The sequence below is a fragment of the Paenibacillus paridis genome, assembly GCF_006345825.1.
Lineage (GTDB): Bacteria > Bacillota > Bacilli > Paenibacillales > Paenibacillaceae > Pristimantibacillus > Pristimantibacillus paridis.
This window is the reverse complement of the sequence record NZ_VCIX01000076.1, coordinates 1-16,215: the sequence shown is the minus strand read 5'-3', so window position 1 is coordinate 16,215 and position 16,215 is coordinate 1. Positions and strand designations below refer to the sequence as shown.

The 16,215-nt window shown below is 48.7% G+C and carries 13 protein-coding genes; 3 read left to right on the top strand and 10 right to left on the bottom strand.

The features are described 5' to 3' along the window. Positions 1-15: 15 nt before the first annotated feature. Positions 16-627 carry a DUF47 domain-containing protein gene (locus tag FJQ58_RS07130; RefSeq protein WP_139991744.1) on the bottom strand — a complete coding sequence of 204 codons (612 nt, stop codon included), beginning with the start codon at positions 625-627 and terminating at the stop codon, positions 16-18. 221 nt (positions 628-848) lie between these two features. Further along, a complete protein-coding gene (locus tag FJQ58_RS07125; protein WP_139991743.1) occupies positions 849-1,919 on the bottom strand; it encodes a DUF3048 domain-containing protein in 1,071 nt (356 codons plus the stop codon). 169 nt (positions 1,920-2,088) lie between these two features. Here FJQ58_RS07125 and FJQ58_RS07120 point away from each other — a divergent pair, with 169 nt between their 5' ends. From FJQ58_RS07120 to FJQ58_RS07110, 3 genes are read left to right on the top strand one after another with little or no spacing between them, the layout of a single operon-like run. Next, positions 2,089-3,204 (top strand): endospore germination permease, encoded by a 1,116-nt coding sequence (locus FJQ58_RS07120; protein ID WP_139991742.1) that lies wholly within the window; start codon positions 2,089-2,091, stop codon positions 3,202-3,204. After that, positions 3,182-4,681: a spore germination protein gene (locus tag FJQ58_RS07115; protein ID WP_139991741.1), complete on the top strand. Its 1,500-nt coding sequence runs from the start codon at positions 3,182-3,184 to the stop codon at positions 4,679-4,681. Before FJQ58_RS07120 ends, FJQ58_RS07115 begins: the two co-directional genes overlap by 23 nt. Beyond that, complete coding sequence (locus FJQ58_RS07110; protein ID WP_139991740.1) at positions 4,678-5,838, top strand: Ger(x)C family spore germination protein; 1,161 nt, start codon at positions 4,678-4,680, stop codon at positions 5,836-5,838. Before FJQ58_RS07115 ends, FJQ58_RS07110 begins: the two co-directional genes overlap by 4 nt. 61 nt (positions 5,839-5,899) lie before the next feature. Here FJQ58_RS07110 and FJQ58_RS07105 read toward each other — a convergent pair whose 3' ends face one another. The 8 genes from FJQ58_RS07105 to purH all read right to left on the bottom strand — a co-directional run bounded on the left by FJQ58_RS07105 (position 5,900) and on the right by purH (position 15,935). After that, on the bottom strand, positions 5,900-6,721 hold the full coding sequence (locus FJQ58_RS07105; RefSeq protein ID WP_139991739.1) for an alpha/beta hydrolase: 822 nt from the start codon (positions 6,719-6,721) through the stop codon (positions 5,900-5,902). 177 nt (positions 6,722-6,898) lie between these two features. Next, positions 6,899-7,483, bottom strand: coding sequence for a thioredoxin family protein (locus FJQ58_RS07100; RefSeq protein WP_139991738.1), 585 nt, complete (start codon positions 7,481-7,483; stop codon positions 6,899-6,901). Between the two features lie 295 nt (positions 7,484-7,778). Next, the gene (locus tag FJQ58_RS07095; RefSeq protein WP_139991737.1) at positions 7,779-9,173 is read right to left on the bottom strand and encodes a sensor histidine kinase; all 1,395 of its coding nucleotides are present in this window, start codon (positions 9,171-9,173) and stop codon (positions 7,779-7,781) included. Continuing rightward, positions 9,170-9,997, bottom strand: a complete 828-nt coding sequence (locus FJQ58_RS07090; protein WP_139991736.1) for a response regulator transcription factor — start codon at positions 9,995-9,997, stop codon at positions 9,170-9,172. The genes FJQ58_RS07095 and FJQ58_RS07090 overlap by 4 nt, the downstream gene beginning before the upstream one ends. 25 nt (positions 9,998-10,022) lie before the next feature. Then, complete coding sequence (locus FJQ58_RS07085; RefSeq protein ID WP_139991735.1) at positions 10,023-11,468, bottom strand: hypothetical protein; 1,446 nt, start codon at positions 11,466-11,468, stop codon at positions 10,023-10,025. A gap of 30 nt (positions 11,469-11,498) precedes the next feature. After that, positions 11,499-12,662: a polysaccharide deacetylase family protein gene (locus FJQ58_RS07080; protein ID WP_139991734.1), complete on the bottom strand. Its 1,164-nt coding sequence runs from the start codon at positions 12,660-12,662 to the stop codon at positions 11,499-11,501. Positions 12,663-12,918: 256 nt separating this feature from the next. Then, a complete protein-coding gene (purD, locus tag FJQ58_RS07075) occupies positions 12,919-14,184 on the bottom strand; it encodes a phosphoribosylamine--glycine ligase (protein WP_139991733.1) in 1,266 nt (421 codons plus the stop codon). Positions 14,185-14,387: 203 nt separating this feature from the next. Further along, positions 14,388-15,935: a bifunctional phosphoribosylaminoimidazolecarboxamide formyltransferase/IMP cyclohydrolase gene (gene purH / locus FJQ58_RS07070; protein WP_139991732.1), complete on the bottom strand. Its 1,548-nt coding sequence runs from the start codon at positions 15,933-15,935 to the stop codon at positions 14,388-14,390. Positions 15,936-16,215: the final 280 nt, after the last annotated feature.

Here is a 16,215-nt window from a genome sequence, read left to right as displayed (position 1 = left end):
CTCCTACTCTCCAGATTAGCTGTTACGCATTATGATCGATTCCAGCGTATTGGCAACATCTTCGCAGAAGTCGGTCGTTTGCTCCAGCATCTCGTAAATCTCTTTGCGCTTCATCAATTCAATTGGATCGGTAACGTTAGTGAACAAGCTCTTGATACAAACCCGAAGCAGATCATCGGCCTGATTCTCAAGTTCATTAAGCGCAATATTCGGCTCGCGAATAGCAAGCAGCTTCCGCTCCGTCAACAAGTAGATCGCCTTCTTGATCTGGTGCGACGAGCGAACGAGAATATCGCCGAACAAAGTGATGTACTCATCCTTTTCCTGGATGTTGTACATTTCAAAACGGGATGCGCAAGCTTCTATGCCGTCAAGCACATCATCAAGCGAAGTCGTAAGGGCCATAATATCTTCGCGCTCGATTGGAGTAATGAACGTTTTGTTCAATTCCTTCAAAATCGTGTGCACATGCTTATCGCATTTGCTTTCGTATTCCTTCATCGTTTTGGCGAAAGCCGATACGTCCGATAAGTCGGACAAGCCTTTGGCGAAGTACTCCACCGCTTCAACGATAGCATCAGCCATCTCTTCGAACGTCTTAAAGAAAATATCCTTTTTCTTGAACATCGTAATCCCCTTTACCCGACTTGATGTTTAGGCGTACTGCTATGAGCCCACAATATCTTAACATAGTTTACATGTGAATTGTTAAGAGAATGTAAAGGTTTTATGAAAAACCGATAAATTTCAAAAAAAAATTAAAAAAGACGCAATCTTGAAACCAGATTGCGTCCTTTTACCCCTCGGAGGCTCATCCGTTAACGCCTGTTAACAGTGTTCCCCATCTTCTATGTTTGTACCCAAGTGACATGTCCCTCGAAAGTCGGCGTGTTCGGCACGATATGGAAAAAGGTTTTGCCGGGAACGAACGCTGCCTCTGCCCCGTCGATTACGATTCGTATCATCCCATCCGGTGCGCGGACCCAATCGGCTTCAATGGCTTTGCCCTTCTGGAATAATAACGCCTTCCCGCCCTTGTCCAAATTGACAGCGAGCCGTCCTTCATTATCCAGCGTCTTATGGTCCGCGCCAAGCACGACCAAGTTGGACGCCTTCAACTGCTCGCTATTGTTCAGATCAATATGCGGCTTATCACCGATGGAACGTTGATATAAGCCGGTTGCCGCATCGTATTTGTAGCCAACATTGTAGTTTTTGAGCAAAAAGTTAATAGTTATGTCCGTCGCCGATACACCTGTCCCAGATACACCTGATTCCGTGAACGTATAAGGCAGTGCCTGCTTATCCATGCTATATTTCTTCTTCTCCGCACCCGTTCGCAGCTTCTCTAAGCTCGAATAGAGGTTATGCGGTGCCTTCCGATCCTTGCTTCTCCAGAAATAGCTGCCCGCATTCGAAATTTCATCCAAGTAAGGTTTGCCTTGCCGCTGCAAAATCGCATAACCGTCATTGCTGGCGCCTGCGTGGGCAAGAATGGCCCCATAGCTGTCACCGATATCAATAAGATAAGGCCTAATGCTCCGGATCGGTCCAATCGTGTCTGATATTGCATTTGTACTTTGAAATACCGCAATTAATCTGGTGATGCCGCCTTCAGCGAGCACTTCCCATATCACGTCAGCATTCGTTAATCCGGACTGCGGGCGGGCTGCTGCAAAATTATTAATCATAACGACAATGGGCCTTGCCGTTGCTGCCTGCTCCAGCTTAAGGCCCGTTAAAGGCGCGTCATACGGAAGCGGCGTCGGCTCTGCCACTGGTTCTGTCACCATCGTTGGTTCAGCCGAATCGCTCGTTTCTTGAGGGGATTCATTGCCCTCTTTCCCACTGCATGCCGTCACGAGAAGCATGAGCGATAACAACAAGGATACAGCTGATAATCGGATTCGTATATTCATTCGTTTACCCTGCCTTTTCCTGCTATGTATAGCTTGTATTCGTTTACACTTATCTTCCATTTAAACACAATTCCTCGCGGTTGTCTCGACAAAATAGTTGCTTTCTCGGTTAGAAAATCCATAAATTGCACATGTTATCCCTATCTCCCACTAAAGAAAGGGTGTATTTATGGGCAGAGGGAGCGGACTTATTAGCATTTGGCTATCCTTCACTATTCTTCTACTGAGCGCTGGCTTAGTCTCGCATGTCATGTCAATCCCAATCATACTTGGTGTAGCCCATCGCGATTCGTGGCTGTCCGTCATTTTGGCAGCACCTTTTTTTTTACTTTGGATTTTTATTTTATTCGGCATCTTAAAGCAGCTTCACGGCCAGCGGCTGCCCGATTGGATTGAGAGAGAATTCGGCGTTGTTCCCGCCTGGATATTTCGTCTTTCAGCTGTCATCCTTGTATTTGCTTCCGGTAGTTATACGCTCCATGACACCTCCATGTGGACCGGCGTTACATATATGCAGCAAACACCGTTGGTTGTCATCATCGTGATTGCGGTCGTGATTTCTATGCTCGCGGCTTATGGCGGTCTTCGCTCAATCGCGATGACCTCAGGCATTTTATTGCCTTTTGTCGTTTTTCTTGGCTACTTCGTATCCATTGCTAACACCAAATACAAGGATTACAGCTTGCTGTTCCCTATCCTTGAAGAGGGTTGGCAGCCTGTGTGGAGCGGCATGTTCTATGCGCTCTCAGGACTTCTGGAGCTCTGGGTACTGCTCCTCTTCCAGCACCAGCTGAGAAGCAAGCTTCGCTGGTGGCATTTAACCCTTCTTGCTTTGTTCATGCTGGGCATGGTGGTTGGCCCCATCATTGGCGCTATCACGGAGTTTGGTCCTCAGGAAGCAGCCAAGCAGCGCCACACCGCCTTTGAACAGTGGAAAATCGTAACGATCGGCAAGCTGCTGCAGCATGTGGATTTTCTATCCATCTATCAATGGCTATGCGGTTCTTTTGCAAGAATAGCGATATCGCTTTATTTAATCACCGACTTGCTGAATGTCCGCAAGCCTCTAAAACGGGGGATTACGCTTAGTGTAATTTCCGTTTGCATGACCATTGTTGCGATCTACCCTTGGCGCGATGATCAAACGTTAAGCTATTTAGCACGGATTCATTTTCCTGTGTCTGCTGTCTATGTTTTATCCCTAACCTTCATTCTTGCAATAGCCGTCCTCATTCGCAGCAAACGAAAGGAGACTAACGTTAATGACTCAAACCAACAACCCTGAATCAGAAAAAAAAATAGATCTGGATGAGCATACGCTGCGAGGCTGGTTTGCAAACGCCGAAGATGTAATCGTGCAGACACACTTATTTGGCGCTCCTCCTGCGTCTGTTCAAGCCATATTTATTTATTGCAGCGGCATGACCGAAACTCTCATTATTAATGATGTGATCATGCCGGAGCTTAGCAACGTATATAAGGCTACCCGGTTCGTGCGCAGTGAGGATATGCAGCGCAGCGCTAATTTGCAATGGCATGCTCATGACAAAAACAAACAACAGCTAGACCGCAAGACGGTTGCCTCCTACGTATACGAAGGACACATGATCTTCTGCCTTCCTTCTCTTCAAATGATATGGACCATTGATATCGCCAACTTCCCGAATCGTGAACCAAATGAATCTTCAACGGAAGTATCGATCCGCGGTCCCAAGGATGGGTTCGTCGAACAGTTATCCATCAACATCGCGCTTATACGCAGGCGACTCCGTACGGATACGTTAGCCTGTCAGTATTTTATCATGGGCTCCCGGACGCTTACGAAAACAGCGCTGCTCTACATCGAGGACATTGCTGATCCCGAAATGATCGAGAGTATCCAACACAAGCTCTCTGTCATTAATGTAGAGAAACTCGTATCCACAGGACAGCTGGAGGAGCTGCTAGCTCCCTCTCCCATTACGCTATTCCCGCAAACCGATTATACGGGAAGGCCTGATTTCGCCGTGGATTGCTTATTGAATGGGCGATTTGTCTTGTTAGTAGACGGCAACCCGACCTGCATCATCGCTCCCGTTAACCTATTTCTCATGATGAAGTCGCCAGAAGACGCTTATTTTCCTCCGCTGTCGGTAAATATGGGGCGAACGCTGCGTTTTGTCGGACTCATCACGACCATTTTTTTGCCTGGATTCTATATCGCGCTCACTACCTTCCATACCGATCAGGTTCCTTTTCCGCTTCTCGCAACCATCTCATCGGGCAGGCACGGCCTTCCGATGGAGTCGCCGCTGGAAATGTTCTTTATCATGTGTTTGATGGAGCTGTTCCGCGAGGCAGGCGTCCGTTTGCCTAGCTCAATCGGGCAGACGCTAACCGTTGTTGGCGGTTTAATTATTGGCGATGCGGCTATTCGAGCCGGCATGATTTCTCCGTTAATGATCGTCGTGACTGCCATTACCGTCGTATCCGGATCCACTCTTGTCAACCAAGTGCTGACCAGCACAACCATATTGCTTCGATTCGTTTCATTCTTCATGGCTGCGACTTTAGGCATGTACGGGTTTATTTTATCGATCATTTTATTCGTTATCTATTTAACGTCCATTCAATCGTTTGGCGTCCCCTACTTGGCACCGGTTAGTCCGCTTAATCTAAAGCAGCTCACTGTATCCTTACTGAAAATACCGTTTCAATGGAACAAGCGCAGGCCTGATTACCTGCATACCCAAAAGCCGAGAAAGGATGGAAATAAACCGTGATTCGTCATTCCCGTGTGGTAACGTTTATCTGTGCCACTGCTATCTGCTTGTCCTTGTCTGGCTGCTGGAGTGCCATTGAAATCCAAAGCATGAGCTATGTTAAGGCGCTTGGTATCGACTTTATAGATAACAAGTTTACGATCTACGTTCAGCTTCTCGATTTCTCAAACATCGCAAAATCAGAAGCGGGCGGGAAAGCCAATGAACAAGCCATAGTATGGATTGGTAAAGGAACAGGTGAAACGTTGGTCTCGGCTATTACCGATTTATTCAAAACAGCACAGTTCCGCCTGTCTTGGGGGCATGTCTCCTCCATCATCCTTTCGGAACGAGCGATTCATGCCCAAGGAAATAATATCGTTGAAATGATTAACCGTTATCCTGAGATTCGCTATAATGCCTGGGTTTACGGAACGCGTTCGCCGATTGATAAGCTGATGGCCACCACACCCTTTTTCAAGCTGTCTCCTCTCGAGTCCATCATGCATGATCCCAAGAGCAATTACCAACAGAACTCAATATTTCCGCCTACCCTGTTTTTTAAATATATAGCAACTTTTAATGAACCGTCAGCAACCTCCTATTTGCCAAGCCTCGGCATTAACAACGTCCAATGGGAGGAGGGTCAAGTAAAAAAACCGATGCTCATGATTAACGGCGCATTTTTTGAATATGGGAAAAAAACAAAGGGTTTCATCACGAGAGGAAAGCTGGAGGGTTATCATTGGCTCATTCCAAGCATGAAATCAGCTCCGCTTGAGGTAAAAAAGGATGGAGCCATCTATGGACAATTGGTCATTGTACAACCGAAAATTAAAATCACGCCTGTCATCCATGGTACAGAGGTCCGTTTTCGAATAAAAGGCAACTATTTGGCTGGGATGTACGAGTACTTAGTCCCCATTTCTTACGATGAAATGGCTAAGCTTGCTGAAGAAACGATTAAGAAACAAATTATGCTAACCTATGAGGAAGGGCTTAACATCGGCGTCGATCCTTTTGAACTCGGACACAAGCTTCGTCTGAAACACCCGCACTTGTGGAAGAAGCTCTCGCACAACGGCAGTCAATTAGTCATTGATGCCAAGTCCATTGAGTCTCTCGATATCAAAGTGAATATTTCATATAACGGGAAATACAAACGGCAGACGCAATAAAGGGCAAACTGCTTCGTTGATACGAAGCGGCTTGCCCTTCTCTTGTCTGATCAATTTTCGCTTAAATACTCCAGTTATGCCAGTCCTCTTGCTGCTTATCCAGTCCGCCCAGCCAGTCTGAAGTGACCCGGATCGCTTCCTCCTGATGATCACGCGCAGAGTAGGTATGATTGGCTTGGAAAATAATTTCCTTATCGCATAATCCATCGTTGCGGGTCCAGAACACCTTCTGGTAAAGAAAGCTGTAATCGACAGGAATAAGCTCGTCACTTGTGCCGTGCACAAGGAGAACCTCTCCGCCAAACTTGGTTGCTGCTTGAAACGGCTGATGCTGAAGCAGTGATTCAAAGAATACCGGCTGCATGGTGTAGCCTTGATAGTCCGAGCTGCCCGAGGTGACCGCTTGATCATAGCTGCCTCGTCCTACGATGCGGACAATATCATTGAAAGGATACGCTACAGGGGACCATAAGACTAGGCGTTTCGCCCGTTTGTCCTTGACCGCAGTCATAATGGCTACAGCCCCTCCCAGGCTATGTCCAAGCAATACGATTTTTCTTGGATCAACGCATTCCATGCTTGCAACATAGTCAATCGCGCTGCGCGTCTGGTCGACCATTGAATCAAACCCAAGCGCGCCATAGTCGCCGCTGCTTTCGCCGCAGCCGCCATAATCAAAACGCAGAACGTAAGAGCCTTGCGCTGCGAGCGCACGAGCCGTCTTCACGAACAGCCGATCTACCCCAATGCGGGAGCCAATAAATCCATGGCATATAATGATGGCTTGTTTTTTCTCTGAATTGTTTTTGCTTCCGTCTGTGGGGTAATGCAAGGTTGCCGCCAGTTCAAGCTCATTATGTCGCAGCGTCAAGTGCTTTTCCATCCCGAAAACCTCCTGCTAGCCTATATATAATAATTCCTACCCGTATACTATGAATTAATGTTGAATTCATAATATCATCTCTGCTTGTTACCTGTCAATCCGGTCTGAACAAATAAAGTCGCCCCCGGCATGCATAGGGGGACGACTTTTCTTAAAGCCCTGCCAATTCATTTATAATTAGGATACTAAATCGCAAGCCTCAATCGGCATCCAATGCTCATCCTGCCCATCCCATTTGACATTGCAGCCAATTGGATTCGTTAATGGGGTCTCGATGCTCTTGCCAGCCAAATGCTCGTGCAATGCATTTTCCAAATCGTTCGTGCTCATTGTGCTCATATCGCGTGGGTTGTCGACGCCTCTCCCCGTGTAAATCAGCTTTCGAGCCTTATCGAATACAAAGAAATGCGGAGTCCGAAGCGCTCCGTACTGCTTTGCTACTTCTTGTGTCTCATCATGTAAGTATGTCCACGGGAACTGCTGCTCTTGCATTCGTTCCACCATGTGGGCAAAGGAATCATCTGGCTTTGTGTTCACACTGTTTGCATTAATCGCAACAAATGCCACGCCTTGGCTTTTGAACTTCTCCGCAGTGGCACGCGTAACCTCGTCCGATCCTACGACATATGGACAATGATTGCAAGTAAAAAATACGACTAACGTTTCATTCTGGACAAAATCATGAAGTGAGTAAGTATTGCCATCTGTCGCCGGCAATCGAAAGTCCGGCGCTTGCTCGCCAAGCTGCAATGTGAATGACATTAGAAATCCCTCCCATTTTTTGTTCACAGCTATTATACCATAATAGGAGGATGATCAATATTTGGGCATGATTTCGGGACATACTATGCCTGACACGAAGCTGAACTGGCTTCCATCCCAATTATAGGAGGTACATCATGCCTTTATGGATCGAATGGCTGAAGGAGCACTGGTTGTCCTTTCTTCTGACCCTGGGCATTGTGGTTGCTATTATTTTCGTCATAGCGAACCGCAAACTGCTCTTCTACAAAGAATAACGATTCGGGCCGCATGCTAACGAGGCACAAAGAACCGATCATTCCTCATGCATTAGCGGTACCCGAATCGTTACGATCGTACCGGCTCCACGCTCACTGTCAATGGCAAGCTGACCGCCGTGGAGCTCTATGATTTCTTTGCAAATCGCAAGTCCAAGCCCAGAGCCGCCTTGGATCGTGTTGGCCTTATAAAATTTCTCCGTCACATGAGGTAGGTCTTCCGCTTCAATGCCGCAGCCCGTATCCGCAACGGTTAACATCGCATAGTCCTGCTCAGTCGTAGTCGCCACTCGAATTGTACCGCCTGCTGGTGTAAACTTAAGGGCGTTATCGATCAAATTAATAATGACCTGCTTCATCCGATTGGCATCGCCGCGTATCACAATTGGACTTTTTCCATAGGTAGCCAAAATCCTTACCCGAGTATGCTCTTCACGCACCGCAAGCTGATTGACTGTCTCCTTCACGGGGCCATTGAAATCAAGCACCTCCCGGTGCAGCTCCATCGTCCGCGCGGACAGCTTGGAGAAATCGAGCAAGTCCTCTACAAGCCCGGACAAACGCTCCGTTTCCTTGCTGATGATGGACAAGCCAAGCTTAACTTCCTCATCATCCTCGGTAGGCTCGCTTTCCTTCAGCGTTTCGCTCCATCCCTTGATTGAAGTTAACGGCGTTCGAAGCTCATGGGAGATCGACGATATAAAATCATCCTTAAGCTTCTCCCGCTTACTGAGCTCAATAACCATCGCGTTAAACGTTTCTGCCAGCTGGCCAATCTCATCATCATTGCGCTGAATCGCGCGGCGAGTCCAGTCTCCTTCAGCCATATAGCGCGCCGCGCGCGTAAGCTCGCGGATCGGCTTAACGATGCGCTGCGCGAGAAACAGGCTGAGCCCTAGAAATAGCAGCACGACGGCAATGCCGACCGCGATTGCCATCCGAATGAGGGTAATAACCATCGCGTCCACTTGATTCAGGGAAGCCGAGTACCGCAGCATGGAAACTACGCGCGTTTCATTCCAAAGCGGAATGGTCACGGACATCACTCGTTCACCGTAGTAGGGATCTACGCCTCTCCAACTGCCTGTCGCTCCTGCTATAGCTGCTTTCACATCCGTCGTTGTATAACGAATATCCGGCGCAAAGCCATCGGAGTCAATCCGAATTTGCCCAGTACTGTCTAGTAGCTGCAGCCTTATGCCGCTCTCCACCATATATTGAAGCATATAATCGCCCTGATCCTGCACCGTCAGCGACGAGAGTGACCGGCTGTGCAAAGTGAGCGCCGATTCGGCTCTCTGCTTAACCGAGCTCTGGGCGCTCCCATAGTAGTAGTTCCACATTAATGCCGCAAATACGCCGCCGAGTACGCTGACAACAAGTACGATGAGCAGAAGATAGCTCCACACCATTCTCGTTTGGACGCTTTTCATTCCTCGCCGCCCCGCTTCCAGCGATAGCCGTAGCCCCACACCGTTTCAATAAAAGCAGGATCGGAAGGATTCTTCTCAATTTTTTGGCGGATTCTCCGTATGTTGACGTCTACGACCTTGAGATCGCCAACATAATAGCGGCCCCATACCTCCGTTAAAATATAATCTCGGCTTACGCTCTCCCCCACCCGCTCCATTAGCAGTCGCACGAGCGTCCATTCCGTTGGCGTCAAAATAATTTCCTTCTCGTTTTTCCATAGCTTGCGCTCGGCAACAGAGAGTCGAAAAGGGAGGACTCTCAGCTCAAGAGGATGGTGTGCTGGCGAATTAGACTGAATTGGCATCTCTGATGCACTTGAAGTAATCGGGTTCCCCGTCGTGCCCGCCGCAACGGAGGTGACACTCTCAGCCCCCGAGATGGCCTCAGCAGCGTTCCCAGTCTCCTGCGCCTCAAGGTCTGGCTTCATGCGCCGATAGAGTGATTTGATACGGGCGATCAGCTCGCCTGGGCTGAACGGCTTTTGTACATAATCGTCAGCCCCAAGCTCTAGCCCATGAATTTTGTCTTCTTCCTGAGACTTGGCTGTCAGCATAATGATGCCCATGCGGGGATAACGCGCCCGAAGCTGCTCACATACCTCAAAACCGCTGATCGTAGGCAGCATTACGTCCAAAAGTGCAATATCGATGGGACCTTCTGTGGCAGCAAGAGCTAGCGCCGCCTCCCCCTCCTCCGCTTCAATAACCTCCATGTCATTGCGCTTCAGATTAATGCGGACGAAGCCGCGAATGGACTCCTCGTCCTCCAACAATAATATTCGCATAACTTAGAGCACCCGCTTTTCCTTCTTAATCGTTAAGAACTTTGAGGGTTGAAACAAAATCCGTTTCCACCTGCTCCATTTCGCTGAACGCTCGCCGCTCTTCTTCCGGCCATTCCGCTGGCGCCTCCTTGACGAAGGAGACGGCAAATACGTTGCCGCTGTCTGCAAGAAGCTGATGGTACGATCTTCCTTGCTGCTTCCATTCCGACTCCACGCTCTCCCAAAGCTTCTGAGGAACTGCATACAAAGTCGCCAGATCGGCCGTTAGATTCTTCTGCTCGTTCCAATAATCAATGCCTACGATTGCATACTGTTCCTCTGCATTGTGCAGGGTATATCGGCCCATCCACTGCTCTGGAATTCGAAGCTGCAGCCCATAGCGGTAGTCGGTAAACTCTTCTTTTACTTTCACAAAACCATCCTTGCCGTCCCATTGCATCCATTCATTAAGCCATTTGGACTCCGCATAAGAAATATCGGGATACCCTGGCGCTTCCCTTGCCCATTGCAGCTCCAATATCCCATCGTTATTGATATCCATGCTCATGGATGGCGTACCGTTCAGCCCTTCCTGGTTTTTGGAACGGTCGGGGTACACGAGCCTCAGCTTGTTTCTCTCCCATACGTACATCGAGGAGTAGGTGCTGTGGGCTCCTGTTGATGCCTCCAAAATAATGCCTCGGTGGCGGGGGGATATTTTCCCAATAATTAAACGGTCATAATTATTAACGTCATTATACAAATTTTCCGTATAAAGCTCTTGCATTCGTCCATTTTCCCATGTGTAAATCGTTAAATGAAACTCAGGCAGCGCCATCTCCTGATTGGTTCCAATCTCAGATATGATCGCTAGCTCCAATTGCCCGTCATCATTAATGTCGCCCGTATCTCCGTAAGAGTAAGGGATGGACTCCAGCGGCTTCAGCATCAGCTTGCCTGCTTCATTCCGAACGGGCTTTGAGCTGAACGAATAGATTTCAAGCATATTGGGACTGTCGAATGCGCCAATCCAACCGATCATAATTTCCAATTGGCCATCCTTATCAAGATCCTCAATCTTCAGCCAATCAATTAATCTTGCCAGCGGCTGCTGGACAAGCACCCATGGTCTCCATAACCCTGAAGTATATTTAAACACCATTAACTCAGGTGAACTGTATTCGTTGTAATAAGAAACGATGGCCTCTTTCGTGCCGTCTCCATCTACGTCCAGCAGGCGGATGGCCTCCATATGGTCTTCACGAAACGGAAGCATTAGCTTGCTGTAATCAGGCAAGTATTTCTCGATGGCTGCGACGATCGCCTGTTTCTCAGGGGAAATCGCCGGCTTCTGCAGCAGATCTGCAGGTGCCGCTGTGTAACGACAGCCTGTAACCACGAAAAGGAGTGGGATCGCGCAAAGGAGCAGCAAGCCCGCCCGCACTATTTTCCCACGCCTGTTCTTGGCATAGCTATGGATTGAGACATCCAACTTGACGGCCTCCTCGTGCATGAATCCTTGTTAAGAAATTTGATTAGCGAAGACGAACGTGTAACCCATGTCCTTCAGATCATCAATAACTCCCGGCAGCGCTTGAACCGTATTCTTAATATGCTTGCCGCCAAAAGAATGCATTAATATTATACCACCAGGCTTAGCCTCTTTTTTGATCATTTTGCGAATGCCGGCTACAGAGGTTCCCGCCCAATCACGCGTATCGATATTCCAGCCAATCATATCACGGTTGCCTGCTTTCAATAAATCCTTCAGCGTATCCGAAACGGCGCCATATGGAGCCCGGAACATTACCGGTGTGAAGCCTACTGCTTTTTTGATGGCAGCATCTGCCGTTTTAACTTCCTCAATAATTTGCTGCTTATTTAGCTTGGATAAATCTTTATGATTATAAGTATGATTGCCAATAGCATGTCCTTCGTCCACGATCCGCTCAAGCACCTTCGGATTTTTGGTTACCTGTTGTCCGACGACAAAAAAAGTAGCTTTAACATCCTTCTCCTTCAGGATATCCAAAATATCGGTCGTATAATTTTTATCGGGTCCATCATCAAATGTTATCGCAATCAGCTTCGCATCTTTGCTCGGTTTTTCGACTACGGCTTGCTCATCTGGTTTATCCAGCTTATCCGTTCCCGAAGCAACCGGCTTGTCCGTTGCTGGCGCATCCGGTTTACCCGTTGGTGACGTACTCGGCTTGTCCGTTGCTGACGCATCCGGTTTGCCTGTTGGTGTCGTACTCGGCTTGTCCGTTGCTGGCGCATCCGGCTTGTCCGTTGCTGACGCATCCGGCTTATCCGTTGCTGGCGCATCCGGCTTATCCGTTGCTGGCGCATCCGGCTTGTCTGTTGCTGACGCATCCGGCTTATCCGTTGCTGATGCATCCGGCTTGTCCGTGGTCGGTTGGCCGCCTATATGACCATGAACGATTCCACCGTCATCATTCCCTCCATTACCGATAACCACAACATCCTCGTCTTGATCCGTTGCGCTTCCTGTCTGAGGTCCTTTTCCTGTGCTGCCCGTGTGATCAACCGTTTGCTTCTCGCCCGAAAAAATGGACGATAAACTAAGGGAAGAGCCTGTACTGCATCCACTGATCCCAATAGCAACAACAATCATAATTAACAATAAAAACATCTTGCGGTTTTGCTTTCTTGCGCTTTTCATTCCATTCACCTTCTATTCCTCGCTAGTAGTTTCATTGTAGCCCTATTGCCGTGTGATAGAGTTACAAATTAGTAACACCATTCGAGTGCATTTGACACATTTGTTATGAAATAGACAGGCACTAATCCGTCTTCTCTATCAAACTAATAACCACCCATAAGCCAAAAAAAGCCAATCCTCATCACCGCTCTGCGCGAGCGTTGCAAAGGATTGGCTATAGACGTTCAAATCCCTTTTCCTGTTGAGTTTGTAGGGATTAAACCAGAGCTTTGGCAGCAATATCCGTACGGTTTTGTTTGCCTTCAAAATCAATCACGCTAACCGCTTCATAAGCACGGGCACGAGCTTCTGCGATATCACGGCCACGGCCAACAATGCCTAGCACACGGCCGCCATTCGTAACGAACTGGCCCTCTTTCTCCGCCGTTCCTGCGTGGAAGATCAAAGCTCCTTGCGCTTCTGCTTCAGCAAGTCCTGTAATGACACGGCCCTTCGGATAAGAAGCCGGATAGCCTTCGGAAGCAACAACGACGCAAACCGCCGCTTCGTCACTCCATTGAATGTCCAGTTGATCCAGATTACCATTCATCGATGCAAGAACGATGTCGATCAGGTCGGTTTGCAAGCGCGGCAATACAACCTGCGTTTCCGGATCACCCATGCGTGCGTTGAATTCGATCGTTTTCGGGCCGTCTTTCGTAATCATAAGGCCGGCGAACAAGACGCCGCGGAATGGCCGCCCTTCGCTAACCATCGCTTTAGCGGTTGGAATAATAATATTTTGAATCGATTCGTCAATAATGGCTTGATCGATATGCGGAAGCGGCGTGTACGTGCCCATGCCTCCCGTATTCGGACCTTTGTCGCCATCGAAGATCGGCTTATGATCCTGTGCCGGAACCATCGCCCGTACTGTCTCGCCGTCTACGAACGCTAGAATCGACATTTCCTGGCCGACCAAGCACTCTTCAATTACGATTTGGCTTCCCGCTTGGCCGAACACTTTGTCGACCATCATATCGCGCAGCGCCTGCTCTGCTTCTTCAAGCGTAGCGGCAACCGTAACGCCTTTGCCTGCGGCAAGACCGTCTGCTTTGATCACGATCGGGGCAGACTGCTCGCGAAGATACGCAGAGGCTGTTTCGTAATCGGTGAACGTTTCGTATTTGGCTGTCGGAATTTCATATTTCCGAAGCAAGTTTTTCATGAAAATTTTGCTGCCCTCGATTTCCGCAGCATTTTTGCGAGGTCCGTAGGCTTGAATGCCCGCTGCCTCAAAGGCGTCTACGATTCCGTCTGCAAGCGGATCATCCGGACCCACAAAAACCAGATCGATCGAAGCATCCTTGGCAAAGCGAATCAGCTCATCAAAATCGCTAACCGGAATCGGAACGCATTCCGCAAGCTGTGCAATGCCTGCATTCCCTGGCGCACAGTAAATATCTTTGACCTTCTCGCTTTTCTTAAGCGCCCAGACGATCGCATGCTCCCGTCCGCCGCCGCCAACTACCAAAATACGCATATGAGTAACCCCCTAATTAACTATACAAGCGTAACGACTATCTCCATCATCTATCTGAAGGCATAAGCTCGTTTTGCAAAAAAAATATAACTTGTTGATTAAAAAATAACCGTACCCAACTTATCGCTTAAACAAGCAGCAGCCGCTCGCTTCGCCAGCTCTCTGTCGTTAACGTGCGGCTGCCTATGGAAAAAAAGTAAGCTTTAGTGCTTGAAGTGACGTACGCTAGTGAACACCATAGCGATGTTGTTGGCGTTTGCCGCAGCGATGGAATCTTCATCCTTGATCGATCCGCCTGGTTGAATAATTGCAGTAATGCCGGCTTTTGCCGCAAGCTCTACCGTGTCGCCCATTGGGAAGAATGCGTCCGAAGCAAGCGCTGCTCCTTTTGCCGCTTCGCCAGCTTGCTCAATGGCAATGCGAGCCGCGCCTACGCGGTTCATTTGTCCAGCGCCTACGCCGATGGTCATATCATCCTTCGCAAGCAAAATCGCATTGGATTTTACATGCTTCACCACTTTCCATCCGAACAGAAGCTGCTTCAGCTCTTCTGCTGTCGGCTTGCGGTCCGTAACAAATTGCAGGTCAGCTTCGGTCACGCTATGAACGTCGCTTTCTTGCACAAGCATGCCGCCATCCACGGATGTAACGAGCCATTCCGGCTTGCGCTCGCCAGCAGCGGACAGCTCTCCAAGCTTAAGCAAACGGATATTTTTCTTCTTCGTCAAAATATCAAGCGCCTCTGGCGTGAAGTCAGGAGCAATGATGATTTCAAGGAAGATGCCGCCAAGCAGCTCAGCTGTATCCGCGCCAATCGTACGGTTAGCTGCAACGATACCGCCGAAGATCGACGTAGGATCGGCTGCGTACGCTTTTTGGTAGGCCTCATGAATCGTTGCGCCGATGCCTACTCCGCACGGATTCATATGTTTAACGGCAACAACCGCAGGCTCGTCGAACTCTTTTAAAATCGCGAGCGAAGCGTTAGCATCGCTGATGTTATTGTAGGACAACTCTTTACCGTGCAGCTGCTCAGCTGTCGTAACGTTGCCAGACGCTGCTAGCGGCTTGCTGTAGAAAGCAGCCTTCTGGTGCGGGTTCTCGCCGTAGCGAAGATCCTGTACCTTCTCGTAAGTAACCGTGTACGTTTCAGGCAATGACTCGCCTACCTGCTTAGTCAGGTAATCGGAGATAAGGGAATCATAAGCCGCAGTGTGGCGGAACACTTTCGCAGTCAGGCGTTTGCGCGTCTCAAGCGTGGTATCGCCTTGTGCTTTTAATTCTTCAATTACCGTTCCGTAGTCAGCAGTATCCACTACAACCGTTACGAAGGCGTGGTTCTTGGCTGCTGAGCGAAGCATCGTCGGGCCGCCGATATCGATGTTCTCGATCGCATCCTCATAAGAAACGTCAGGCTTGGCGATCGTTTCTTTGAATGGATACAAGTTAACGACAACCAGGTCGATGTAATCCAGGCCAAGCTCCTTCATCGTGTTCTGATGCTCTTCATTGTCACGCACCGCCAGCAAGCCGCTATGTACGGCAGGGTGAAGCGTTTTGACACGTCCATCCAAAACTTCCGGGAAGCCCGTTACATCGGAGATGCCGATAACCGGAATGCCTTCCTTTTGCAGCAGGCTGAATGTACCGCCTGTCGAAATAATTTGCACCCCTTGGCTAGCCAGTTCTCTGGAAAACTCCACGATCCCTGTCTTATCCGAAACACTAATTAACGCTCTGCGAATTGCCATGCAAATCCCTCCTCCTCTATTTGGCCAAACCATTGCTTATCCCAAAATCATACGCCCACATCGCCGCTTGAGCTCATATCCGCCGTTTTTGAACAAGATAGATCTACTTTTTAGACTTATTTCGCTCAAAATCGCCGAAGTTGGTGGAATAGAGCTACTTTTTAGATCTATTCTGCTCTCCGAAGCTCATTTGAGCCCATATCCACCGTCTCCGAACCAATTAGATCTACTTTTTAGACCTATTTCACTCGAAATCGCCGAAGTTGGTGAAATAGAGCTA